This is a genomic window from Saccharopolyspora rosea, assembly GCF_025643595.1.
Taxonomy (GTDB): Bacteria; Actinomycetota; Actinomycetes; order Mycobacteriales; family Pseudonocardiaceae; genus Saccharopolyspora; species Saccharopolyspora rosea.
Genome location: NZ_CP102826.1, coordinates 905,796 through 928,908, shown reverse-complemented (window position 1 = coordinate 928,908; position 23,113 = coordinate 905,796). Strand labels below are relative to the sequence as shown.

Genomic DNA, 23,113 nt, shown 5'->3' with positions numbered 1-23,113 from the left:
CTACTCAGTGCGCGTTTCCATCACCGTCAACGGCGAGCAGCGCGACCACGAGGTCGAGGACCGCACGCTGCTCGTGCACCACCTGCGGGACAACTGCGGGTTGACCGGCACCAACATCGGGTGCGACACCACGTCGTGCGGCGCCTGCACGGTGCTGCTCGACGGCGAGTCGGTGAAGTCCTGCACCGTGCTCGCCGCGCAGGCCGACGGCCGCTCCGTGACCACCATCGAGGGGCTGGCCGACGGCTCGGAGCTGCACCCCGTGCAGCGCGCCTTCCAGCAGCACCACGGGCTGCAGTGCGGGTTCTGCACGCCGGGCATGGTCATGGCGTCGGTGTCGCTGCTGCGGGAGAACCCGAAACCCAGCGAGAGCGACGTGCGCAACGGCCTGGAGGGCAACCTCTGCCGGTGCACCGGGTACCACAACATCGTCGAGGCCGTGCTCGCCGCGGCCGCGGAGCAGACCGGGACGGCCGAATGATCCCCGCCGCGTTCACCTACCGCAAAGCCGGCTCCGTCGAGGAGGCGCTGAGCCTGCTCGCCGAACACGGCGACGACGCCAAGCTGCTCGCCGGTGGGCACTCGCTGCTGCCGCTGATGAAGCTGCGGCTGTCGGTGCCCGAGGTGCTCGTCGACCTCGGCGGGCTGACCGACCTCAGCCACGTCCGCGACGACGGCGAGCACGTCAGCATCGGCGCGCTGACCCGGCACCACGACCTGGCGAACTCCGCGCTGCTGGCCCGGGAGGTCCCGCTGCTGGCGCACGCCGCGGGCACCATCGGCGACCCGCAGGTCCGCCACCGCGGCACGATCGGCGGGTCGCTCGCCCACGGCGACCCCGCCTCCGACCTGCCCGCGGTGGTGCTGGCGCTGGACGCCGTGCTGGTCGTGCGGGGGCCGTCCGGCAGCCGCGAGGTGCCAGCCACCGGGTTCTTCCGGGACTTCTTCGAGACCGACCTCGGCGAGGACGAACTGCTCACCGAGATCCGGGTGCCGAAGAACTCCGGGCAGGGCTGGGACTTCCAGAAGTTCACCAAGCGCGCCATCGACTGGGCGGTGGTCGGCGTCGCGGTCGCCGGCGACCGGGTCGGGCTGGTCAACATGGGGCCGACACCGATGCGCGCCCGCGGCGTCGAGGCGGCCCTGGCCGCCGGGGCGAGCCCGGCCGAGGCAGCCGAACGGGCCGCCGAGGACACGTCGCCGCCCGACGAGCCGGGCGCGAGCGCCGAATACCGGCGCCACCTGGCGACGGTGCTCGTGCGCCGCGCGCTGGAAGCGGCGCGGGCGCGCGCCTAGGGAGTGTTCCGGAAGTGCTGTGCGCGGCGGTGCCGGTGGCGAGACCACTCACCGAAAGAGAAAGCGGCTGGCGCCGCTTATAAAACACGCGCTAGCGGTGCGGCCGGTGGGGTTGCCGCCCCACCGGCCTCCTCCGCGGCGAGGCGCACGTCTTCACCCGCTTCCGGCCTGATCGCCCGGTAGATTCGGACGGGTGCCGATGAAGATCGACTCCGCCTTCGCCACCGCTCCGCACGCCACCTACGCCCGCCTCCGCGAGGAGGGCCCGGTGCACCGCGCCGTCGCGCCCGACGGCACGGACGTCTGGCTGGTGACCCGGTACGCGGACGTGCGCACCGCGCTCGCCGATCCCCGGTTGTCGCTGGACAAGCGGCACTCGCGCGACGGGTACCGGGGCTTCTCGCTGCCGCCCGAGCTCGACGCGAACCTGCTGAACATGGACGGCCCGGAGCACGCGCGGCTGCGCCGCATCATCGGCCGGGCGTTCGCGCCGCGCCGCATCGCGCGGCTGCGGCCCCGCGTCCAGGAGATCACCGACGAGCTGCTGGCCGGGCTGGACGGCGAGGTGGACCTGCTGCCCGCGTTCTGCGCGCCGCTGCCGATCACCGTGATCTGCGAACTGCTCGGCGTGGACGCCGCCGACCGGCCGGACTTCCGGTCGTGGACCGACACCCTGCTCGCGCCGGAGAGCCCCGAGCAGGCCCGCGCCGCCCTCGGCTCGCTGCACCGCTACCTGCTCGACCTCGTCGCCGCCAAGCGCGCCCGCCCCGGCGACGACCTGCTCAGCACGCTGATCTCGCTGCGCGCCGAGGACCGGCTCAGCGAGGACGAGCTGACCTCGGCGGCGTTCCTGGTGCTGTTCGCGGGCTACGAGAACACGGTGAACCTGCTCGGCAACGGCCTGGTCGCGATGCTGTCCCAGCCCGGGGCGGTGGAGGTCGTCGACGAGTCCGCAGTGGACGAGTTGATCCGGTTCGACCCGCCGCCGCAGCTGGCGATCCGCCGGTTCCCGGTGCGCGACATCGAGATCGGCGGGGTGGCGATCCCGGCGGGGGCGACGGTCATGCTGTCGCTGGTGTCGGCGCACCACGACGCGGACCGCTTCGAAGCTCCCGAGCGGATCTGCCCGCACCGGCCGGACAACCAGCACCTCGGCTTCGGGCACGGCCCGCACTACTGCCTGGGCGCCTCGCTGGCCCGGATGGAGGTGGAGATCGGGCTCGGATCGCTCCTGCGGCGCTTCCCGAACCTGGCGCTCGCGGTGCCGGAGGACGAGCTGCGGTGGCGGAACTCCTTCCGCAACCGCGGGCTGCTCTCGCTGCCCGTCGTCCTGGACCCGGACCTACCCTGAGGGGTCATGGGATCGCGGTGCAGGATCCGGATCGGCACATCGGGGTGGGTCTACGGGCCGTGGCACGGCGCGTTCTACCCGCGCGACCTCCGGCGCGGCGCTGAGCTGGAGTTCCTGGCGAGCAAGCTCGGCTCAGCCGAGCTCAACGCGTCCTTCTACTCGTTGCAGCGGCCGGAGCACTACCGGAGCTGGGCGGCGCAGACCCCGGACGACTTCCTGTTCGCGGTCAAGGGCAGCCGGTTCATCACGCACATGAAGAAGCTGCGGGACGCCGAGGTGCCGCTGGCGAACTTCTTCGCCTCCGGCGTGCTCGCCCTCGGCCCCAAGCTCGGCCCGCTGCTGTGGCAGCTGCCGCCGTCGCTGGGCTTCGACTCCGCCCGGCTGGCGGCGTTCTTCGACCTGCTGCCGCGCAGCACCGGTGAGGCCGCCGCGCTGGCGTCCCGGCACGACGAGCGGCTGGCCGGCCGCGCGCTCACCGAGACCGACGCCGACCGGCCGATGCGGCACGCGCTGGAGGTCCGGCACCCGAGCTTCGCGTGCGCCGAGGCGGTGCGGCTGCTCCGCGAGCACGACATCGGCCTGGTCGTCGCCGACGCGGCCGGCGACTGGCCGTACCTGGAGGACGTGACCAGCGATTTCGTCTACGTCCGGTTGCACGGCGCCGAGGAGTTGTACGCCAGCGGCTACACCGCCGAGGCGCTGGACCACTGGGCGCGGCTGGTCCGCGCCTGGCGCGCGGGCGAGAGCCCGCGCACCGAGCACACCGCGGCCCCGCCGGCCCGCCGGGTGCGGGGCCGGGACGTCTACGTCTACTTCGACAACGACATCAAGGCCCACGCCCCGCACGACGCGATGGCCCTCGCCGAACGCTGCCGCTGACCCGCTCGTCGTCGGCGGTCGCGGTCATCACTGGTCCCCCGGGACGCCGAAGCTCGGCGCCGCGGCCGGGTTCAGTCCACGTTGGACGTAGTCGTGCTGCTGCGGCTCCCAGATGTCCAGCAGCGACACCAGTTCCGCGATCGGATCACCCTCGGTCCAGTCCACCCGCAGGTCGACGACCGGCCACGGCGCGTCGTGCGCGACGAGCACCCCGGCGGAGTGCACCGGCCCCTCCTCGCCGCCGGCCGCGAGCGCCGCGGTCATGGCGGTCAGCAGCCGCCGCGCCAGCGGCGCGGAGTCGTCGGCGTCGAACGCCTCCACCATCGCGTCGAGCACGCCCTCGGACGCGAGCAGGTTCCCCGCGGCGACGCAGTGTTCGCCGACCACCGCGCCGTAGGTGCCCAGCGCGTTCCTCCCGGAGTGCACCGCCGGTTCGCCGTCCGGGGCGACCGCGGTGAGCTGCCGGTACTCGATGTTCGGCTCGGTCGAGGCGACCTGCTCGATCGCCTCGACCGCGGACGTGCCGAGCTCCAGCAGACCGAGCAGCCGGGGCCCGAGCCGCGGATCGGTGACGTTCTGCGAGCAGACCGCTCCCGCGGTCGGTGACACGAACGCGCAGCGGGACGCGACCGCCGGGCTCGACGAGCTGATGGCCGCGCCCAGCGCGCCGGTGCGGGCGCATCGGGCGGTGATGGAAAAGGTCACAGCTGCTCCCCTCGTTCGGTTGCCGTGCGGTGGCGTTCTGCCGCACCGAGTCTCGGACGGCTCGGGCCATCTGTACAGCAGATATTTCTGGACCGAGTCATCAATTTTTCCGAATGCCCACGTCGGGCGGCTGATCATCCGCGCAGCAGCGCGCGGCAGCAGGCGGCGAACTCGCGGGCCCGCGCGGTCAGCCGCACGCCGCGGACGCGGGCCAGCACCAGCGGCAGCGGCGGGGACTCGTCGAGCAGCGGCAGGGTCACCACCCGGCCGCCGTCGTAGGTGGTGTCGGCGGCGGGTCGCTGGTTGAGGATCGCGTAGCCGTGCCCGGCCGCGACCAGCGCCCGCACCGTCTCGTAGTTGCTGGTGCGGTACCGGATCAGCGGCTCCACCTGGGTGCGCAGGACGAGCGCCTGGAAGTACTCGCGGCTGTGCGGCAGGTCCAGCAGCACCATGGGCTCGCCCGCGAGGTCGGCCAGCCGCACCCCGTCCGCACCGCTGAGCCGGTGGTCGGCGGGCAGCAGCACGTACGGCGGGACGACGGTGAGCAGTTCGGTGTCGAGGTTCTCGTCGAGGTCCAGGTCGTAGAGCAGCGCCAGCTCGCACGCCCCGGACAGCAGCGCCTGCTGGAGCTCGACGAGCTCGCCCTCCCGGACCGACACCCGCACCGAGGGGTACTGCCTGCCGAACTCGGCGAGCAGCCGCGGCAGGTAGAACGGGCCGAGCGTCTGGAAGCAGCCGACGCTGACCTCGCCGACCATCGACTCACCGAGCCCCCGGGCGACGTCGGCGAGTTCGCCGGCGTGCGCGAGGAATCCCCGCAGTTCCTGGAGGAACCGCTCCCCGGCGTGGGTCAGCGCCAAGCCCTGCGCGTGGCGGCGGATCAGCAGTTGCACGCCGAGTTCGCGTTCCAGGTGGGCCACCGCGGTGGAGATCGCCGACTGCGAGACGACGAGGCGCTTGGCCGCGGCGGTCATGCTGCCCAACTCGGCCGCAGCCGCGAAGTAGCGCAGCTGCACGATCGTGAACTGGGGTTCGCCCGGCATGCCCGCCTCCCGGCCATCGGATTTTCCGATGTTTACCCCAAGTACTTCCGTTTGACCAGATGCCCAGGTCTGCTGGGGCTGTCCAGCGACGCCACCGCGCGTCCTGGCGCGGTCCGGTTTCGGCGGAGCGTGACCGAGAGCGGACCCTCCGCGGCCGGGTCCCGTTGGGCGAACGGCACGGCAGGGCGCTGGTGCGGGGGAAGGTGGCGGCGGACGACGAACCGACCTCGTCCGACGCGTCCGCGCCGAGGCTGTGCCGTCAGCGCCCGGTCGCGTCCTCCGGCGGTTCGGGTACCGCGTCCTCCTCGGCGGGTTCGGCGGTGTCGAAGGACCGGCGGGTGTCCGTGGCCGGTTCGGCGGTGTCGAACGACCGGCGGATGTCCTCGGCCACGTCGTCGTGGCCCTGGGCCGCCACGAGATCGGCGAGCCGCCGGGCGAACAGCGCCCGCTCCGGCCCCTCCGGCAACGCGGCGACGAGGCCGAGCGCGTGTTCCTCCAACGCCTGCCCGCCGGAACCCGGCGGCGGCGCGACCACGTAGGGCAGCGCGGCCAGGGTCCTGTTGCCGTCCGCCACCGGGAACGTCTCGTGCGCGAGACCGGCGAACCGCGGTGCGCCGGACTCCGCGCCTGCTGCCGCCTCGGTGAGCCGGCGCAGGCTCTCGATCCTGGCGACGGCCTCGTCCACGCGTTCCTTCTCCTCCGTGCGCGGTCCGGCCAGCCACCAGACGAGCGCGCTGCCGGGGTTCGTCAGCACCTCCTCGCTCAGGTAGGCGCGCACGTTGCGCTCGTGGGCGCGCTCGTACTCCCAGACCTCCTCGTCCTTGCGCACCTCGGCCAGCCGGGTCAGCCTCGCCGCGTCGCGGTCCGACAGCACCAGCGACACCTCATCGGCCCACGCCTCCACCCGGCCGCTGCGGTCCGCGCGCGGCACGCCGAGGGCGCTGGTCAGCCGGTACCGGGCCCGGCTGGCGTCGCCCGGCCGCACCGCAGCGGCGAGTGCGGCGGCCTCGTCCAGGACCGCGTCGGCGGCGAGCGCCTCCGGGTTCGCGTGCGGCAGGCCGGGGGCGTCCGGGCGCGGACGCCAGAACACGGTGCAGGAGAAGGTGAACTGGTAGTCCTCCGAAGCGCTGCGCAACAACACGTCCTGCACCGGGTGCGACCGCGGTTCCGGCTGCTCCCGCGGCGGAGTCTCGGGCACGATCTCCTCCTGCTGCTCGGGTGTTCGCGGTCCCCCACGCCTGAGGTTCCACTCGGTGATCCCGAGGACCACCAGCGACGGTGCCACCAGCGACACCAGCGCCAGCACCAGCCACCCCCACACCGGCCAGCCGTTGGTGACGCCCAGGACCACCCACACCGCGGCCACGAACACCGAGAGCACCCGGAGCCTGGCCTTCTGATCGCTGTTCAACATCCCGCCTCCCTGCGTCCGGCACCTCGCCGCACGCGCGGACCGGTTCCGGTTCGGCGCGCGAACCCGCCGGATCGAAGCGGCGTTCCGGGCATCGAACCGTCGTGACACCGGTGTCCCGACGGCTCGACTCGCTTCGTGGCGCGCACACCCAGAGTCCGTACCGGTTCAGCTGAGCCCGCCGCGACAGGTTCGGTCGATTTCCCCTCGAAGAGAGCAGAACTCAGAGCCCGTCTCCGAACCCGCGGCGGTGCCGGCTGCGGGACCACTCGCCGGAAGAGGACGCGGCTCACGCCGCTTCACCGGCGGGCACTCACCAGACGACCAGTGCGGCCGTCGCGTCGTCGTGGGGTTTGCCGCGGTGGCGGCGGCGCTGGTCGGGGGTTTCGATCGCCTCCGCCGCGCGGACGCGGGTGAGCAGTTCGGCGGGGCCGTGGCGTTGCAGGAGGTCGAGGAGGCCGCGCCAGTCGGCGAGGGCGAAGCGGTCGACGTAGCGGGAGGCGCCGTCGGTCAGCACGGCTGCTCGGCGGACGTCGGCGGTCGGGTGGGTGCCGTGCAGGGCCCGGTGGGCGGCTTCCGGGGCGGTGCTGGCGACCCAGAAGCCGCCCGGGGCGTTGCGGTGGCGGCGGACCTCGTCGACGGTGTAGCCGGGCAGGTGGTCCAGCCGGTCGTCGACGATCGCGACGACATCGCCGCCGATGTCGAGGACGATCGGGCTGTCGGCGAGCACCAGGTGTTCCACGACCGTCCCGTTCTCGCGCAGCACCGAGACGGTCGCCGAGGGGCTCGACGGGTTGGTGAGGTCGCACGTGGCGGCGTGCGCCGCGCAGGTCTCGCTGATCGCGTCCGCGAGCAGGTCCGGGAGCGGGCCGTCCGAGGCGGTGAGGTTCTTCGCCAGCGCGGCGGCGAGGTGGCGCACCAACCACGGGACGTCGTGGGCACAACCACTGTCCACTCCGGACGGTGCGGTGGCCCCGTCCAGGACGGCCACCCAGCGCGGCCCCGCGACGACGCAGTCCTCGTTGGTCCGCCCCGGAGTCGGGATGCTCGCGTAGGAGACCTGCATCCGCGATCAGTGCTCGCCGAGGTGGCACGGGCGCCGGTCGAGCCCGTGCGGGGCGGTGCGGGCCCGAAGGGCGCGGTCGTCGATTCCCACAGAGCACCTCCTCGCTCCTCCGGGGGCGGCCACCGTAACACCGCGCGCGGGGAGCGGCCCGCGCACGACGATCCAGCTCTGGCCCCGCGACGGTCGCGTTCGAGGTCGTGCCCGGAGGGAGAACCGCCGAAGGCGGGTTTGATCATCGGTAGTCTGGACGGCGTGATCGACCGCGAACCGGGGGCGGGTGGATGACGCGCATCTGGCTGGACGTTCCGTTCGCCGAGAAGGACGAGGCCAAATCCCTGGGAGCGCGGTGGGATCCGGCGGAGAAGCGCTGGTACGCACCGCGCACCGGGATGACCGACCTGGAGCGCTGGGCGGCCCTGCCGGACGTGCCCGACCTGCTCCCCGGTGAGGACCGCGCCTTCGGAGCGGGCCTGTTCGTGGACCTGGTCCCGTCGTCCTGCTGGTTCACCAACGTCCGCTCCTGCGTGGCCCGCCGCGACTGGGAGCGCCTGCGGCGAATGATCACCGGCAGGGCCGGGCAGCGCTGCGAGATCTGCGGCAACCGCGAGGACCGCGGTTCGCGCCGCTGGTTGGAGGCCCACGAGAGGTGGGCCTACGACGACCGGACCCGCACCCAGGCGCTGCGCCGGCTGATCTGCCTCTGCACCGACTGCCACACCACGACGCACTTCGGCCTCGCCCAGCTCAGGGGCGTCGGCGACCGGGCCATGGCCCACCTCCGCCAGGTGACGGGAATGTCCACTGCGGACGCCGAAGCCCACGTCGAAGCCGCCTTCGAACTGTGGCACCGGCGCTCGGCGGTCACGTGGACCCTGGACCTCACCATGCTGACCAGCGCGGGCATCGCCCTGAACCCGCCACCCGACGCCGACCAGCGCCCCGCGGTCGCCGAGGAGAACCTCCGGCAGCAGCGCGAGTTCTGACCGCCTTGGCCGAGACCTGCACCGCTACTGGACTTATCTTCCTGGGCGATGCACGCGCAGGCGACCCCGTGGGCCCACCAGCTCCGGTGCGTTGATCAGGTTCTCGACGGAAGGAGTGCCAGGGCATGGCGGAGATCACCGCGAACGCGGCCGGGGCCCCGCTGGGCACGCGCTACGAGGTCTCGGGCGCAGCGATGCTGCTGCACCAGTCCGGCACCGGCGGGCCGCCCGTGGTGTTCCTGGCCGGTGGCGGGATGTTCGGCCTGTACTACTGGAACGTGCACAACCTCGTCGCGGAGTTCACCACGAGCGTGCTCTACGACCGCCTCGGCCTGGGCTGGAGCGACGTGGTGGACCTGCCGCGCAGCGGCACGCAGGTGACCGACGACCTGCACGAACTGCTGCACGTCGCGGCCGTGCCCGGCCCGTGCGTGCTGGTCGGGCATTCGCTCGGCGGCCTGTACGCGCGGCTCTACGCGAAGCGCTTCCCCGGCGAGGTCGCCGGCCTGGTGCTGCTCGACCCGACTCACGAGGACATCGTCGACTACCTGCCGGAGAAGACCTCGCGGCGCCTCAGGCACGGCAACGCCGACGAGCTGTTCCCATCCGAGCAGAGGGAGGCGATGCGGACCGCGCATCGCACCGCTGTCGGCCGGGCGCTCGCCGACTGGCCCGCCGAGATCCGCGAACCGCTGCTGGACAAGGGGTTCAGCAGCGATGCCTACCGCCGATCGTTGCGGGAGCCGACGAACTTGCCGCACCTGTTCGCGGAGGTTCGCGACGCCGGGCCCGATCCCGACGTGCCGCTGATCTTCCTGTCCGCCATGGGTCCGGACGCGCTCGCCGAGGAGCTGGCGCCGCCCGAGGCCCGCGAATCGGCCGCCGAGTCCCACCGGGCCAAGCACCGGCTCTACACCGACCTGGCCGCAGCGCTCCCCCGAGCCGAGGTCCGCCGCCTCGACGATGCCGGGCACTCGGCCATCGCCTGGCTCCGGCCGGACGCCGTGGTCCAGGCGATCCGCGACACCCTTGCGCACTGACGAAGCGCCAGCACACCAACGCCTTCGACCACCTCGGGGCACCGAGGAAAGCGCGCCACGAGCGGGGATTGCCACCAAAAAGCCCGCCACTGACATCCGGTGGCGGGCTTGTGCGGTGGAGGGCGGAGGAATTCGCTCGAACCCGCAACCACGGCGACAGGGTTCCGGGGCACTCCCCGCGCGGAACCTGGGAGTCGCACCCCCAGAAGACAGGACGAGATCGAAAAACAGCGAAGGCGAACCCCGCCGAGCAGGATTCGCCTTCGATCGAGTGGGCCTAACGCCACAGAACACGAACACCCCGACGGCGGAAGCCGACGCCGGCGGGCTGGTCCGCGACCAGGCCGGGAACAAAACAAACGGTGCGGAGCCGTCGAAAACGGCCACCGCACCGTGGGGGTCCGCGGGGGCTCGGCCCCCGCAACTAACAAGTCGGGCCACGGCGAAGCCGCACCCGCGGCGAGCAACATCCGCCGCCTCGTGGGCCTAACGCTACAGAACACGAACACCCTCACGGCGGAAGGTCCTGAGATCAAGATCAAGCCGGTGGGTACCCGTCGCGTGTTCTCGGGCGGTGGTGCCCAGTGAACCGCGAAGAAGTCATCACCGGGCTGACCGCAACCCAGGCCGATGGGCTGGCCTGCATCATCTGCGGACTCGACTACCTGCGCGCCCCTGGCTCCGTGTCGGTTCCGGTCGGCCGGTCGATGACCGGCTCGCAGGTGTTCGCCTGCGTCGACCATTGCGCCGAGCTGGCCGGAGTCGACCCGATGACGATGGGTCGCCGTGTGGGTGGTGGTCGCCGATGACCGCCACCGAGCCAAAAGCTCAGGCTTCTCGGCGGGATCGGGCGCTGTGGTTGCAGTGCGCCTGCACCGCGTTGGTTGCGCTCGGCGCTGCCTATGCCTCGTACCGGCACGGCCGGGAGTTCGCGTTGCGGTTCGGCGCGGACGAGATCACAGCAGCGATCTGGCCGCTGATCGTGGACGGCATGTTGATGACCGCCACGGTTGAGCTGTGGAAGACCGGACACCGCGCACGCAGACACGGCGGCGGTCAGTGGTCGGCGTGGCTTTCCTTTCTGTTCGGCGTCTCCCTCTCGCTCTGCGCCAACGTAGCCGCCGCGCCCCAGTTGAGCGTGCTGGCGATCGCGGTGGCCGCCTGCCCGCCGCTGGCATTGCTGCTCTCGGTCGAGCTGCTAAACCGCGCGCTCAAGCGCCGCCACGCCGAGACCACCAACGAGACCCGAAACGAGACCACCGAGACCCGCGAGACCGGCATCGAGACCGAGCGGCCTGTGACGCTCTCGCTGGTCTCGGGCCAGTCCCGCCAGCAACCGGAGCCGACGGCCGAACAACGGATGTGGGCCTACTACCAGACCGAGCGGACCAAGGGGCGCACGCCGACGGGTGCGGAGCTGGACCGGATCGCCGGGACGAACAATTACGGACGCCGCGTCCTGCGTAGGTGGCGCAAGCGTGGCTGGATTCCGGGCCAGCCGGAGCGGCTGGGCAAGCCGTTGCTTCGGGCTGCTTCGGCTGATGCAGTGAGCGCTTCGTGAGCGAGCCGTCCGGTCCGGCTGGTTACAGCTCGATCCAGCCGGATCGGACATGCCAGTGCCGACCGGATCGCAGGTGTGCGACGACCGCGCGTTGCAGTGTCGTGTTCTGCGGCAACGTGTCCAGTCCCGGGTTGATGCGCCGGAAGACGAACCCCAGGATGTCTGCGTTGCCGTTGCGGGTTTCCGGCAGAAGCCGGAATCGCCGCTGAAACTGGATGATGTTGGAGTCGTCAGGCAGGTAGTCGGCGAGCTGCGGGTCCAACAGCCACGAAGTGCAGGTGGCGATTCCACAGTCGATCCCGAAGTGACGGGAGAAGAACTGCCGCGCCAAGCTCAACGACGCCAAGCAGGCCTGTGGCGTGATCGGGCCGCCGGTTTCGGGGAGGTGCAGGCCCAGGGCTGGAGTCTCCGGCGTGAGTCCGTCGAAGTTGGCGGGGATCGCGGTCAGGTTGAACTGGAGCCGTCCGAGCGCGTAGAGCACGCCCCGGAAGTGCAGTGTGAACCAGTCCTGACGGTCGAAGCCGCCGACGCCGAAGAATCGGCGGTGCAAGCCGACCTTCTCTCCCAGATCGGCCAAGGATGCCCAGGCGATCTCGTCGGGTATCCCGTGGGTGGTGTGGAAGCGTCGCGTCGCGGGCAAGGTGGCCAGCACGACGGCAAGGTAGAAGTACCGGCCGACCGGCCCGAGCGTGCTGGGGAGCTGTGGCCAGGGAGTCGGGAACTCGGTTCCGCCCATGTCCGTGATGAGTCGATGGCGGCACCGTTCCAGCAACCACCACAACTTTGGGTGCACGTCAGGGTCCGGCAGTGCGGCGACCGCTTCGGCGACATCAACGGACGCGACCTTCAGCCGTGCCAGGAGGGCAGCCGCCTCGGCAGGATTCGGAAGATGCGCGGTGTCGGGCTCTGGGGCCAGACCCGATAGCTCGTCCAAGAGAACGTCAAAGTCGTCAGAGAGCCCGAGTCCGTGTTTCACCGAGGCCGCGCTGAGCGCAGACCACCGCATACAACGCCTCCGAACCGCGTGCCGACAGCTACATCGTCCGCATGATCGACCGGGCGCGATGGTCGGCGCGAGTCAAATTTGGCGTCTCCGTGCCCTGGGAGTGAACAAATGCAACGCGGGACATCTGGGCTCCTCCAGATGCCCCGCGTGCTCGCCGGGTGGCTCAGTCGAACTCGCCGTCCTTGACGCCCTTGGTGAATGCGTCCCACTCGGCGGCGGTGAAGTAGTGGGCGGGACGGCTGCGGTCCTTGGTATCCCGCAGCCAGCGCCCACCGTCCGGCGCTTGCGCGACCTCGACACACTGCTGAGCGCCACCGCTGTAGCTGCTCTTGCGCCACTGAAGGCCGTCGTCGGAAACCGCCATGTGATCTTCTCCCTACTCACTCTCGATGCCCGCGATGTAGCGGTCAAGCAGCGTCAGTGTCTCGTCGTCGTTCAGCGCGCCGTCTTGGGCCTGTTCGAACGCGAGGCTATAGGCCCGTGTGGTCTTGACATAGTCCGCGCCGGTCAACGTCTCGACGTAGGCAATCGTCGCCCTCGCTCTCTCGATCCACAGCAACGTAAACGGGCAGCTCAGCCCCGCATACGGTCCATGATCCAACGGCACGACCCGGAGTTGAGACGGTGGGTAGCTTCGCCATCTCCCGCAGCCGTTCAAGCTGGGCCTTCATCACCGTGGGCGTGCCGATCCGCCGCAGTAGTGCTTCCTCGCCGAGCACGACCCAGACCTGCGGGGCGTTGTCCCGAAACAGCCGGTTGCCGCGTTCCTCGCGGGCTTCGGCCATGTCGTCTACGTCGGCGGCGAGCACCACCGGTGACCGGGCAAGCTGTGCTTTCGCGCAGTCCTTGGTCTGGAGCAGCCCCGGAATCTCGCTGTAGACCAAGCGGATCTCAGTCGCGGCACGCTCCAGGGGCACGTACTGCTTGGCCCAGTCGTTGACCCGCTCCGAGGCTGCCCTGCGTCGTGCTTCGGCTCCGAGCTGCATCACCTGGGCCGCCTCCGGCCCCGGTACGTCGTAGCAGGCCAGCAACGTAGACAGCTCGCGCTCGCTCAGCCCAAGCGTGCCGTTTTCGATCTTGGATAGCTTGCCCCGATACCACTTCAGGCGAGCGTTCGCGTCGTCCAGCGCGACGCCGCTGGCTTCGCGGAGCGCGCGGAGCCGTTCGCCCAGGACGAGCCGCTGAACGATCGGGCCGGGATCTTCCTCGTTCATGGCGCACCAGTCTGCCTCATCACAGGAACATCACACAGAGTCGTCGGTTGAGTCTCAGTTTTTCACTCGAATGGAGCCAGATCAACAGGTGTCTGAATCTGAGTCTCAGTTATAGCATCAACCGGAGTCGGCGGGGCTGCGGTGTCTTCCCCGAAATCCCCGCCCGCAGCCTCGCCGACAACCAACGCGGTCCGGGCCAGCCCCCCCCGACCTGGCCCGGACCCACCCAAACGACCGTGGGGAGCGATCATGCGGTGGAGACGAAACGCACCAGGTCAGTGGGTAGCTAGGTGCCGGGACATCGCGGGGCGACGCGGCGAAATCCTCGTCATACCCACCGATGACGACCGGGTGGCGCTGGTCTTTCCGCCCGGTGAGGTCGCCGTGCTGGACCCGTTGCAGGCCGGTCGGCTGCGGGGCGCGCTGCGGGATGTGGTGTTCGCGCTGGATGAGCCCGCCACGCGAGATGAGCACCAGCACGCCATCCCGATCGAGCGAGCGCACGCATGAGCCCCGCCGCGCAAGTCGCCCTCGTGGTGATCGCCGCGCTGGTGTTCCTGCTCCGGCTCACTGCGGCGATCTACCGCGCCCGCGTTGACGGCCAGATCGCCGCACGCCACGCCCGCAAGGAGCAGCAGCGATGAGCCCACTATCCCGCGAGACAGCCGAAGACCTGGGCCGACGCCTACACGCCGAAGGCTTCCGCCCCCTGCCCGACGCCGACGACGGCGGCATCTTGATCGGTACCCGGCTGTGGCGAGTGCGCGCCGGATACGTCGAATACCTAGCGCTACGGCCCAACGGACTCGCTCACGCCGTCCGCGCTGAAGCCCGCTTCGACTACAACCAACCCGCCAATCACGGCCGCATCGTGGAGCGCCGCTCCGGCTACGCCGTCAACGCCCTGGACTGGCTACTCGCCACCAGCAACACGCCCGCCAGCTCGCGCAAGCGCCTCTACGTCCCCCCGACCACAACCGCCGAGCCGGAATGGCCCCCACACGAGGCGAGCGGCCCGTGATCATCGCTCCACCGACGCCGAACACGTGCCCGTCCCGTCAACCGGAGGAAGGCAGGCATGGCACCAGTACCGACCCAGACGGAACCCACGGAAGCCCCCGCCCAGCAGCCGCAACACCGCCATCCGCTGGATGCGTTCGTGCCCGACCCCACTGGCACCCCGCCGATGTGCGACGCGAATCGCTTCGCGGCGATCTTGGAACGCATGGTCGCTGACGCGGCACCCCGACTGTTCGCCATCGTCCAGGAGTACGGCGATCGCGTAGACGCCCAGATCGCGGCCTGGGGGATGGCCTTCGCCGACCACGCCGAAGTCATCTCACTCCAGGGCAAGCTGAGGATGAGCCTGCGTGCACCGGAGAGCGCGCTCCGTGCCTTCCACTTCGGTAGTCACGTCCGCGCCCGACTCGTCTGGCTCCCGTCCGAGGCCAACACACCCGCCGACGTGGGATAATCAACATGCTCGCGGTGGGTCGTGCTGGTAAGATCGTTGTTCGTGTTCGACCAGTCATTCCGCAAGGCGTACCGGCTTGCGCTACCTCTCGGTAGCGGTACCTCTGCGGTCCGTGGCTGGTGGTGGCGCGACACACGCGAGGTGAGGTCAGCCGCTCCGAAGGGCTGACCAATGCTGCGGGTCTTCCATGTGCCCTCCCACCTAAGCTACGTCGCCAAGCTCGCGGGTCCGGCGTTCGCGCCCACGCCCTCACCAGCCGGGCGACCGCTTCAGATCGGGGAGTTGGCGGCCTGGCCATCATGGGATTTCTTCGATGTAGCGCACCTGCACTCCGTGGAGTTGGCGACCATCAACGATATTGAACGGCTCGCGGCACGCGCGGCCAGCGAGAAGAAGCGACTTGTGTTCACCGCGCACGATTTGGTACCGGACATCGAGAGAGATCGCGCTGCCTTTGACCGGAAGACGGCGCTGACTGCAAGTCGGGCAGCGGCGGTCGCCACCCTGACCGAGCCAGCGGCGCTCAAGCTGGCTCGCAGCATTGGCGTTCCCGAGTCCGCAGTGCATGTGATTCCGCATGGGGCCGCACTGCCTCTTTCTTCGCTCGAAGACAGAACCATTGCTGGCCAGGGAGTGGCCGCGTTCGGGGCTCTCAGGCCGAACCGCGACTTGCTGGCCTTGGTGCGCGCCTGGGCCACGTTGCCCGCACGGCCACCGTTGCAGGTCTTGGTGCGGTCGGTGTCAGCGGCGGACCGCGATCGGTATGCCTCGGTACTGGCCGAGCTGGACCAGGTAGGACGAGCCGAGCCAGAGCTGAGGATCAGCACACGCAGTGACGTGGTGCCTCCAGATGACCTAGCGTCGTGGTGTCGCCAGTCCTCGGTGTTGGTGTTGCCGTATCGCCACATCACGCACTCAGGCCAGCTTGAGTTGGCGCGGGATCTGGGGCTGCGGGTGCTGGCTCCGGACGTACCGACGCTGCGCGCACAACTCGCGCAAGGACCCCCTTGTCCTACGGAGTGGTTTCCGCTGGGAGCGCTGGACGAACCGAACCGCTTCGCTGATCACCTTCAACGCACGCTATCGCTGCCCTCGCCTGAGCGTGATGGCTCGGAGTTGCGCAGGCATCGCACCGCCGAGCATCGGTGGCTTCTCGATGCCCACCACGAGCTGTACTTTCAACACCGTCCAGAGAAGATGTGAGGTCGATGTCCACTTCACCTGCCAAGATGTCCCTGACGGGGATCAAACCCACCGGTGAGCCACACCTGGGTAACTACATCGGTGCGATCAAGCCAGCGCTGAAGCTCGCGGAAGAGTACGAGGCGATGTACTTCATCGCCGACTATCACGCGCTCATTACGGTTCGTGATCCGCAACTTTTGCGGCATTACACCCGCTCGGTGGCCGCCTCATGGATCGCCGCAGGTCTCGACCCCGATCGCGTGGTCTTCTACCGGCAATCGGACATCCCCGAAATCTTCGAGTTGACGTGGATCTTGTCTTGCATGACCGGCAAGGGATTGATGAACCGGGCGCACGCCTACAAGGCGGCCCGCGACCGCAACCAGGAGGCTGGCAAGGCGGATCTCGACGCCGGGATCAACATGGGCCTGTACAACTACCCGGTGCTCATGGCGGTAGACATTCTGATCATGAGCACGGATGTGGTGCCAGTCGGGCGTGATCAGATGCAGCACGTGGAGATCGCCGCAGACATCGCGGGCTCGTTTAACCACGTATACGGCGACAACTTCAAGTTCAAGGTCCCGCAGGCGATCGTGCCCGAAGCCGAGACCGGCCACACCTTGCCGGGAGTCGATGGCCGGAAGATGAGCAAGTCCTACGACAACACGATTCCGCTGTTTTGCAGCGAATCCCAGCTCAAGAAGCTCGTTCGCCGCATTCCCACTGACTCCACACCGGTGGAAGAGCCCAAAGACGCCGACAGCTCGAACGTCTTTCAGATCCTTGAGCGGTTCGCTCCCGCCGAGACCGCAGCCGAGACACGGCGACGCCTGCAAGCAGGAGGCATGGGCTGGGGCGAGCTGAAAAACCAACTCTTCGATGTCCTCAACACGCAACTGAGCCCACTACGCGAGCGCTACAACGCCTTGATGGCTCCGGACAGCGAGCTGGACGCGCTGCTGACCGCAGGCGCGGAAAAGGCTCGCAAGCGAGCGGTGCCCGTGCTAGATCAGGTCCGCAAGGCGATCGGTATCAAGTAGCCAACCGTCCCGCGTCACGCCGCGCGGGACGGCCGCGTAAGGGGGACATCGCGTGGCGGCCAGCGCCGCCGCAGCCGCTGAGCTGCGGTCGATCTTGCGTGCCCAGACATCCAAGGAGAGCCAGAACCGATGGCGGAGATGGTCCAGCGAGTTGATGCACGGCACCCGCTTATCGGTGCCGTTACTGACCTTGCTGTGGCAAGAGGTGATCAACTTTGATCCTATCCTCGCCGAACACATCACCTCGCCGACCGCCGTGCCGGACCGCGCCGTGATCGTCGCTGGCAGCGGCAAGGAGACCTTCAAGACCTTCAACGTCAGCACGGCCGCGAGTCTGCTCGCCGCCAGCGCCGGAGTGCCCGTCGTCAAGGGTGTCTCACAGTCGGTGTCCGCCGTTTCCGGAGCAGCCGACGTGCTCAAAACGCTCGGTATCCCGATCGAGGATGATCCGGCGACCGTGGGGCCAGCGGTGGAACGCGACGGGATCGGGTTCGTCTCCTACGCCGCCTTCTGCCCCGCCTACGCGGGCCAATACGACGGCGTGTTTCACGTGCTCAGCCCGCTGAGCTTCTTCATGCCCGTAGCAGTGCTCGCCGTGGCCGCCTCCCGGTTCCTCTACGGACTCGCGCATCGGAACGTGGCTCTAGTGTGCTGAGTCGTTAATTCGTTGGCAGTAGTTGGCGATGGATTCGAGGATTTCGTCGGTGGTTTTGGTCCACACGAAGGGGGTGGGGTCGTTGTTCCAGTCGTTGATCCAGGCGCGGACGTCGGCTTCGAGAGCGGCGACGCTGCGGTGGGCGGATCGGCGGAGTTTGCGGTTGGTCAGTTCGGCGAAGAAGCGTTCGACGAGGTTGAGCCAGGAGGCGCTGGTGGGGGTGAAGTGCACGTGGAACCGGGGGTGGCGCAGCAGCCATTTTTTGACCGCGGGGGTCTTGTGGGTGGCGTAGTTGTCGCAGATCAGGTGCAGGTCCAGGTCGGCGGGGGTGTTGTTGTCGATCGTTTTGAGGAATTTCAGGAACTCCTGGTGGCGGTGCCGCCGGTGGTGCTGGCTGATCACCGTGCCGGTGGCCACGTCCAGGGCGGCGAACAGGCTGGTGGTGCCATTGCGGACGTAGTCGTGGGTCATCCGCGCCGGCGTGGTGGGCATGACCGGCAGGATCGGCGCGGTGCGGTCGATGGCCTGCATCTGGCTTTTCTCGTCCACACACAGCACCAGGGCGTTCTCTGGCGGGTCCAGATACAGCCCGACCACGTCACGGACCTTGCCCACGAACTCCGGATCGGTGGACAACTTCCAGGTCTGCACCAGGTGGGGTTTGAGATCGAAAGCCCGCCAGATCCGGGAAATCGCTGTCTGCGACATCCCCACCGCCTCGGCCATCGAACGGGTCGACCAGTGCGTGTCGCGGTGGGGCGGAGCCTCCTCCAGCGTCTTGTTGATCACCTGCTCGACCTGCTGATCGGTGATCGTACGAGGAGCCCCCGGACGCGGCTCGTCCGACAAACCCTCCAGCCGATCGTCCACGAATCGGCGCCGCCACTTGGTCACCGTCGGCGGCGACACCCGCAACTCCCGCGATACGTCCATATTGGACATTCCGCTGGCGCAAGCGAGAACAATGCGTGCCCGCAACGCCAATGCCTGCGCGGTCTTCGGACGACGCGCCCACCCTTCAAGCGTCTCCCGCTCAGCATCGGTCAACACCAACTCCGGCAGACGCGGACCTCGACGACCCATCCCCAAAATATACAACAAACTTACGACTCAAGACACTAGCAGCAACCACGCTGCACGCCATACGTCCCGCGTTGACCACTGGGTTCGCGGTAGCCACCGAGATCAACACGGACGAGATCATGGACGAGTCGGGCACTGCCGGAACGACGTACATGGCTACGGTGCACGGCGGGCGGGTCGAGGAGTCACGCCGCGTCCAGCCTCCACCTGACGAAAGATGGAAACGAGCGGTCGCCCACCGCGCGCACCACACCGCCAACGCGCACGCCGTCGTCGACGCGCTCAGCCCCAACGGGCACCCCGCCCGCGTCGGCCTTGCCGAACACAACGCCGCCCTCGTCCTGACCGCCGCGCACGACGGCCAACTCACCCTCACGGACGCGCTGGCCCGAGTGCGGGAAGCCCGCCGCAGTGGTCGAGCGCAACGTCTCCTGGCACGCCTGCAATCCCGGAAGGACACCGCACGCTCATGTACCGCGAGCTGACCGCAGACGCGGCCCCTGCCATGATCCGCGATCGTCTGGGACCGCTCATGCGGCGGTTCTCCCACGCCAATGGGGCTGAGTCCGTGCTTGCCCCTGCTACGGCCAGTGATCTCCACATCATCACCGGCTTCGGTCCGACCAACGCACCCACGGCGGGCACGCTGTCGGTGATGCTCGGCGTGATCGAGCTGCAACGCCGACTTGACGCCCCGATGACGGTCATCGTCTCCGAACTGGGCGCGTGGAACTCCCGTAATGTGCCGTGGTCCCAACTAGAAGCGGTACGCGATCAGATGTTGAGCTTTCTCCGCCGCATCGGACTGGACCAGACGCGCACAAACCTGCGCTCGCACTTGGACTTCGCCAACCTCGCGCGTGCTGGCAAGATCGCTCGCTACCTGACGCGACAAGACTTCCTCGACAACAGCGAAAGCCTGCTTGAACTGTATGAGTCGCACGGTCTGCTCGGCAGCGAAGTTGGCATCACCGTGGATTCCTTGTACACCGTGGCCGACGTGCTGGAACCAGCCGAAAACGGCACAGGCCACGCCTTGATGGTCTCCGGGTTGGAGGAGGCGTACTTCACTGAACTTGCCCGCTTGGTCCTGGAGCGGCAAGGAGCTGCTGGTGATCTCAGTCTCGGCTGGGAAGCCACGATCGGCGCGCTGTACTTTCGAGTCCTGGAAGGGCTTGCTGGCTACCCCAAGATGTCCAAAAGCATCCCGGAATCCGCCATACACCTCGGTATGCCGAATGACACGCTGGCCGAGCGCATCCTGACCGACGATCCCGACAGCCAGCCGCCCCTGCTCGCCGCAATCGAACTCGCCAGCGGGTGGAGCGAAACGGACCTCGATTCGGCCCGAGACGCCTATCAACACCGTGACACTGAGCCGAATCCGTGGCACCAGGTCAAACGTCGCTACCTCGACACCTTCATCGAATACGCCGACCAATGGCACAACAGCGCAGCATGATGACCGAGACCCTCGTGATCGTGTTCGGCGCGGGTGGCCGCCTCGGAACGCGACTCCTGCCCCGCCTGACCGTCAAGCCGATCTCCGTGCTCGGCATCGCACGCCAGAACAAGCCCGCCACCTGGCCATCTGGAATGCACTGGATGCAGGTCGATGTCACCAACCCCGACGAATGGCCCCGAAGCCTCGGCGCGCTGGTCGGCATCGCCGGAGTCCACCAGCGTGTCATCGTTGTTGATCTTCTTCTCAGCCGTGCCACCGTGGCCGCCATGCGAGACTCCATCACCGCCATCACCGGCTATGTCCTGCGCTTACGCGACCGACTGGCCGCCGCGGACTTATCGTGTTCGCTGATCGCAGCCAGCACGACCGCTGTACTGGCACCTTGGCTCTACCAAACCCCCTACGGTCTAGCGAAACGCCGCCAGCTCGCCCGCTATGCCGCCTCCGGCGCACCTGGAGCCGCGTTCCTTCTCCCATCGCTGGCCGAGACGCCGAATGAAGCCAGCGCGAAACCCGGTGTCGTCTGGACATACGATCAAGCGGCGGAGCAGTTGGCGCTCACCATTGGCTCCCAAGCAACCTCACCGGACCGACGTGTGTTTCGGTTGATGGTTCCGCCTTTCCCAGCAAGATTGCCAGGAAGAAGCGACAAGCGCGGAGACCTCGTGCGCGTACTTGCCAAGTCGCTCCACACGCACGCCCGCCTGATCCTGGATCAGCGCGACTCTCCATATGCCCACCGGGAAGCATCCCACCATCGCATCGCACTCACCCCGAGACGGCTTCGCAGGCAAATCGACCATCACCACACCCCGCCGCACCTCGTCCGAAGGCTCGCCCGCCGCTTGGGAACACCCGCCGAGACAGCCAGTTGTTGATCAAGCGATTCGGTGGTCAACTCAGTGGGCAACTGGGTGGTCAACTTATGAGTTGCCTGCCGAGTTGCCGCCAGCGGCGGAACAACGGCCCTGGTCATGCCGCTGCAAGGACGGAACGCCCGTGCTCCAACTTCCTGGGAACAACTACCTCCCGGCCCGAGGGCTGAAGCGGCGCGGACAGCGCGATGCCCGGAGTCCCACGACGACGCGGGCGCACCGGGCTTACTTCCAGCCGTATCCGCAGATCGACCAGCACTGGCAAGCCTAACAAACCTCGGCTCGCTGCTCTGTTCGAGTGAACGTGCGGGCGTCGGTGTCCAAAATCGGCCCTCGTTGACCCTCTCCTGTAGTGATTGGTTTCTTGGCACACTGAGGAGGGGTGTTGTTCACGCTCGCTACGCAGCAGCGGACGGACAGCCCACCCGTGCGGCGATGTGAGCTTGGCCACATTTTCGTCTGTCGGGGGCCAATACCGCCTTGTTTTCCGGACTTCAGGGGCGACTACCGGTCCGAACGAGGCGGGGTGGTGAGCATGGCCGAGGGCAGGCACGACGGCGCCCGAGCCAGTCGAACGGGCGCGGCGCGCAGGCTGCGCCGGACGCGGCGCGGGGCGAGACAGCGCGGTGAGTGGGGGTTCCCACTCATGCGCCCGTCCATCTTCCCGTCCATATTCCTGTCCATCTTCCCGTCAGAGTCGCTGCCCCGTGTGGTGGTCTTGTCGCAGGTCACGCGGCCTCTGGTGGGGGTGTGAGCGTGCCAGACTCGATAGAGAAATCTCTCTCATCGCCGAGGGGCGTACGCGGGGGGAGGTTCACAGCGGCGGCGGTGTCTGCTGTGGATGCTCGGTTGACGCAGCGGGATCGTCGGATTCTGCGGTTGTTGGATGAGCATTTCACGTTCACCACATCCCGTCTTGCGTTGCTGGCTGGGTTTTCCTCGCTGTCCACCGCGTCGCATCGACTCCTGGTGCTGCACCAACATGCTGTGCTGGAGCGTGCCCGTCCGTTTCGCGTGGGCGGTGGTTCGTGTGAGTGGCATTGGATGCTCGGCCCGATCGGCGCGCGCATCGTCGCCGCCGAGCGCGGCGTGGCTGCCATGCGTCCGGCGAAAATCGCCGCACGATGGGAAAAACTGTTCCACGGCTGGCGCTACCGCGAGCTGGACGCCCAGCACACCTGGTTTTGCGGCCTGATTGCCTCCACACCGAACGAACACGGCGCAGGCGGGGAGTTGGCCGCGTGGCGCTCCGCATGGCGGGTGAGCAAGGCGTGGCAGGCCACCACCGACGGCTACGGCCGCTGGCGCTGGCCCGAGGGCACCGAGCTGCGGTTCGTGCTGCTGCTGGATGACCCGCCGCGCGTAGGCGCGCAGCAGATCCGCGAACGGCTGACCAGCCTGCCCGACCCGGCCTGGCCGTTCACCCGCCGCGCCGGGTTCCCCGATTCGACGGTGACGCTGGTGTGGTCGCCCACGCTGCGCCGTGAGCAGATCATGCGCCGGGCGATCACCCAGCACCTCGGCACCGGCACCGCCATGCCCGTGGCGCTGGGCTGCGACCAGTACGCCGCGATGACGCCCGGCGGCGTGCACGGGCGTGTCTGGCTACCCCTGGGCGCACTGGGCCGCCGCGCGCCCGGCCGCCTGACCCTGCGCGAGCTGGCCCACGCCGCCGAGGCCACCACTCCTCCCGCCAGCGCCCCGCCGCCGGGAGGAGGTAAGCGATGAACTGATCCTCGACGACGAGCCCGAGTTCCGCAGTACCTAGTGCCACTACT

27 protein-coding genes and 1 pseudogene are annotated in these 23,113 nt (G+C 68.8%); 19 read left to right on the top strand and 9 right to left on the bottom strand.

The window, feature by feature from the left end:
* The first annotated feature begins 7 nt into the window (after nucleotides 1–7).
* From NV263_RS04600 to NV263_RS04585, 4 genes are all read left to right on the top strand, one after another.
* Nucleotides 8–481 carry a (2Fe-2S)-binding protein gene (locus NV263_RS04600; protein ID WP_263251293.1) on the top strand — a complete coding sequence of 158 codons (474 nt, stop codon included), beginning with the start codon at nucleotides 8–10 and terminating at the stop codon, nucleotides 479–481.
* Nucleotides 478–1,296, top strand: a complete 819-nt coding sequence (locus NV263_RS04595) for an FAD binding domain-containing protein (RefSeq protein ID WP_263251292.1) — start codon at nucleotides 478–480, stop codon at nucleotides 1,294–1,296. Before NV263_RS04600 ends, NV263_RS04595 begins: the two co-directional genes overlap by 4 nt.
* A 199-nt stretch (nucleotides 1,297–1,495) precedes the next feature.
* Nucleotides 1,496–2,647, top strand: coding sequence for a cytochrome P450 family protein (locus tag NV263_RS04590; protein ID WP_263254053.1), 1,152 nt, complete (start codon nucleotides 1,496–1,498; stop codon nucleotides 2,645–2,647).
* A gap of 6 nt (nucleotides 2,648–2,653) precedes the next feature.
* The gene (locus NV263_RS04585; RefSeq protein ID WP_263251291.1) at nucleotides 2,654–3,526 is read left to right on the top strand and encodes a DUF72 domain-containing protein; all 873 of its coding nucleotides are present in this window, start codon (nucleotides 2,654–2,656) and stop codon (nucleotides 3,524–3,526) included.
* Nucleotides 3,527–3,553: 27 nt separating this feature from the next.
* On the opposite strand, the gene NV263_RS04580 is transcribed toward NV263_RS04585, so the two are convergent.
* The 4 genes from NV263_RS04580 to NV263_RS04565 all read right to left on the bottom strand — a co-directional run bounded on the left by NV263_RS04580 (nucleotide 3,554) and on the right by NV263_RS04565 (nucleotide 7,751).
* On the bottom strand, nucleotides 3,554–4,231 hold the full coding sequence (locus tag NV263_RS04580) for a DUF1028 domain-containing protein (protein WP_263251289.1): 678 nt from the start codon (nucleotides 4,229–4,231) through the stop codon (nucleotides 3,554–3,556).
* Nucleotides 4,232–4,365: 134 nt separating this feature from the next.
* Nucleotides 4,366–5,274 carry a LysR family transcriptional regulator gene (locus tag NV263_RS04575; protein ID WP_263251288.1) on the bottom strand — a complete coding sequence of 303 codons (909 nt, stop codon included), beginning with the start codon at nucleotides 5,272–5,274 and terminating at the stop codon, nucleotides 4,366–4,368.
* A 259-nt stretch (nucleotides 5,275–5,533) separates the two neighbouring features.
* Nucleotides 5,534–6,688 carry a DUF2892 domain-containing protein gene (locus NV263_RS04570; protein ID WP_263251287.1) on the bottom strand — a complete coding sequence of 385 codons (1,155 nt, stop codon included), beginning with the start codon at nucleotides 6,686–6,688 and terminating at the stop codon, nucleotides 5,534–5,536.
* A 310-nt stretch (nucleotides 6,689–6,998) separates the two neighbouring features.
* Nucleotides 6,999–7,751, bottom strand: coding sequence for a protein phosphatase 2C domain-containing protein (locus NV263_RS04565; protein ID WP_263251285.1), 753 nt, complete (start codon nucleotides 7,749–7,751; stop codon nucleotides 6,999–7,001).
* Between the two features lie 281 nt (nucleotides 7,752–8,032).
* On the opposite strand from NV263_RS04565, the gene NV263_RS04560 reads away from it, so the two are divergent.
* The 4 genes from NV263_RS04560 to NV263_RS04545 all read left to right on the top strand — a co-directional run bounded on the left by NV263_RS04560 (nucleotide 8,033) and on the right by NV263_RS04545 (nucleotide 11,335).
* The gene (locus tag NV263_RS04560) at nucleotides 8,033–8,734 is read left to right on the top strand and encodes a DUF5710 domain-containing protein (protein WP_263251283.1); all 702 of its coding nucleotides are present in this window, start codon (nucleotides 8,033–8,035) and stop codon (nucleotides 8,732–8,734) included.
* 125 nt (nucleotides 8,735–8,859) lie between these two features.
* Nucleotides 8,860–9,774: an alpha/beta fold hydrolase gene (locus tag NV263_RS04555; protein WP_263251281.1), complete on the top strand. Its 915-nt coding sequence runs from the start codon at nucleotides 8,860–8,862 to the stop codon at nucleotides 9,772–9,774.
* A 584-nt stretch (nucleotides 9,775–10,358) separates the two neighbouring features.
* Nucleotides 10,359–10,583, top strand: coding sequence for a hypothetical protein (locus NV263_RS04550; RefSeq protein WP_263251279.1), 225 nt, complete (start codon nucleotides 10,359–10,361; stop codon nucleotides 10,581–10,583).
* Entirely contained in the window at nucleotides 10,580–11,335 is a 756-nt protein-coding gene (locus NV263_RS04545) for a DUF2637 domain-containing protein (RefSeq protein WP_263251277.1), read from the top strand. The genes NV263_RS04550 and NV263_RS04545 overlap by 4 nt, the downstream gene beginning before the upstream one ends.
* Before the next feature lie 22 nt (nucleotides 11,336–11,357).
* Here the strand turns inward: NV263_RS04545 and NV263_RS04540 are convergent, their stop codons facing one another.
* The 4 genes and pseudogenes from NV263_RS04540 to NV263_RS04530 form a co-directional block, all read right to left on the bottom strand.
* Nucleotides 11,358–12,269 carry an acyltransferase domain-containing protein gene (locus NV263_RS04540; protein ID WP_263251276.1) on the bottom strand — a complete coding sequence of 304 codons (912 nt, stop codon included), beginning with the start codon at nucleotides 12,267–12,269 and terminating at the stop codon, nucleotides 11,358–11,360.
* A gap of 235 nt (nucleotides 12,270–12,504) precedes the next feature.
* Nucleotides 12,505–12,705: a DUF397 domain-containing protein gene (locus NV263_RS04535; protein ID WP_263251274.1), complete on the bottom strand. Its 201-nt coding sequence runs from the start codon at nucleotides 12,703–12,705 to the stop codon at nucleotides 12,505–12,507.
* A 12-nt stretch (nucleotides 12,706–12,717) separates the two neighbouring features.
* A complete protein-coding gene (locus NV263_RS30625; RefSeq protein WP_397545615.1) occupies nucleotides 12,718–12,948 on the bottom strand; it encodes a Scr1 family TA system antitoxin-like transcriptional regulator in 231 nt (76 codons plus the stop codon).
* 28 nt (nucleotides 12,949–12,976) lie between these two features.
* Nucleotides 12,977–13,555: pseudogene (locus NV263_RS04530) on the bottom strand (helix-turn-helix domain-containing protein); the annotation flags it as partial.
* Between the two features lie 351 nt (nucleotides 13,556–13,906).
* On the opposite strand from NV263_RS04530, the gene NV263_RS30565 reads away from it, so the two are divergent.
* The 7 genes from NV263_RS30565 to NV263_RS04495 all read left to right on the top strand — a co-directional run bounded on the left by NV263_RS30565 (nucleotide 13,907) and on the right by NV263_RS04495 (nucleotide 17,912).
* Nucleotides 13,907–14,065 carry a hypothetical protein gene (locus tag NV263_RS30565; protein ID WP_317630392.1) on the top strand — a complete coding sequence of 53 codons (159 nt, stop codon included), beginning with the start codon at nucleotides 13,907–13,909 and terminating at the stop codon, nucleotides 14,063–14,065.
* Entirely contained in the window at nucleotides 14,062–14,199 is a 138-nt protein-coding gene (locus NV263_RS04520) for a hypothetical protein (protein WP_263251270.1), read from the top strand. Before NV263_RS30565 ends, NV263_RS04520 begins: the two co-directional genes overlap by 4 nt.
* The gene (locus NV263_RS04515) at nucleotides 14,196–14,576 is read left to right on the top strand and encodes a hypothetical protein (RefSeq protein WP_263251267.1); all 381 of its coding nucleotides are present in this window, start codon (nucleotides 14,196–14,198) and stop codon (nucleotides 14,574–14,576) included. The genes NV263_RS04520 and NV263_RS04515 overlap by 4 nt, the downstream gene beginning before the upstream one ends.
* Before the next feature lie 57 nt (nucleotides 14,577–14,633).
* Nucleotides 14,634–15,029 carry a hypothetical protein gene (locus NV263_RS04510; RefSeq protein ID WP_263251266.1) on the top strand — a complete coding sequence of 132 codons (396 nt, stop codon included), beginning with the start codon at nucleotides 14,634–14,636 and terminating at the stop codon, nucleotides 15,027–15,029.
* Nucleotides 15,030–15,200: 171 nt separating this feature from the next.
* Nucleotides 15,201–16,232: a glycosyltransferase gene (locus NV263_RS04505; protein ID WP_263251264.1), complete on the top strand. Its 1,032-nt coding sequence runs from the start codon at nucleotides 15,201–15,203 to the stop codon at nucleotides 16,230–16,232.
* Between the two features lie 5 nt (nucleotides 16,233–16,237).
* A complete protein-coding gene (locus NV263_RS04500) occupies nucleotides 16,238–17,257 on the top strand; it encodes a tryptophan--tRNA ligase (RefSeq protein ID WP_263251263.1) in 1,020 nt (339 codons plus the stop codon).
* A 52-nt stretch (nucleotides 17,258–17,309) separates the two neighbouring features.
* A complete protein-coding gene (locus tag NV263_RS04495) occupies nucleotides 17,310–17,912 on the top strand; it encodes a hypothetical protein (protein WP_263251261.1) in 603 nt (200 codons plus the stop codon).
* Here the strand turns inward: NV263_RS04495 and NV263_RS04490 are convergent.
* Nucleotides 17,901–18,995 (bottom strand): IS630 family transposase, encoded by a 1,095-nt coding sequence (locus NV263_RS04490; RefSeq protein WP_263251259.1) that lies wholly within the window; start codon nucleotides 18,993–18,995, stop codon nucleotides 17,901–17,903. The genes NV263_RS04495 and NV263_RS04490 overlap by 12 nt on opposite strands.
* A gap of 71 nt (nucleotides 18,996–19,066) precedes the next feature.
* On the opposite strand from NV263_RS04490, the gene NV263_RS04485 reads away from it, so the two are divergent.
* The 4 genes from NV263_RS04485 (at nucleotide 19,067) to NV263_RS04470 (ending at nucleotide 23,063) form a co-directional block, all read left to right on the top strand.
* Nucleotides 19,067–19,480, top strand: a complete 414-nt coding sequence (locus tag NV263_RS04485) for a hypothetical protein (RefSeq protein WP_263251257.1) — start codon at nucleotides 19,067–19,069, stop codon at nucleotides 19,478–19,480.
* The gene (locus tag NV263_RS04480; protein WP_263251255.1) at nucleotides 19,465–20,457 is read left to right on the top strand and encodes a nucleotidyl transferase family protein; all 993 of its coding nucleotides are present in this window, start codon (nucleotides 19,465–19,467) and stop codon (nucleotides 20,455–20,457) included. Before NV263_RS04485 ends, NV263_RS04480 begins: the two co-directional genes overlap by 16 nt.
* A complete protein-coding gene (locus NV263_RS04475) occupies nucleotides 20,454–21,338 on the top strand; it encodes an NAD-dependent epimerase/dehydratase family protein (RefSeq protein ID WP_263251253.1) in 885 nt (294 codons plus the stop codon). Before NV263_RS04480 ends, NV263_RS04475 begins: the two co-directional genes overlap by 4 nt.
* Before the next feature lie 846 nt (nucleotides 21,339–22,184).
* Nucleotides 22,185–23,063, top strand: coding sequence for a replication-relaxation family protein (locus NV263_RS04470; protein WP_263251251.1), 879 nt, complete (start codon nucleotides 22,185–22,187; stop codon nucleotides 23,061–23,063).
* Nucleotides 23,064–23,113: the final 50 nt, after the last annotated feature.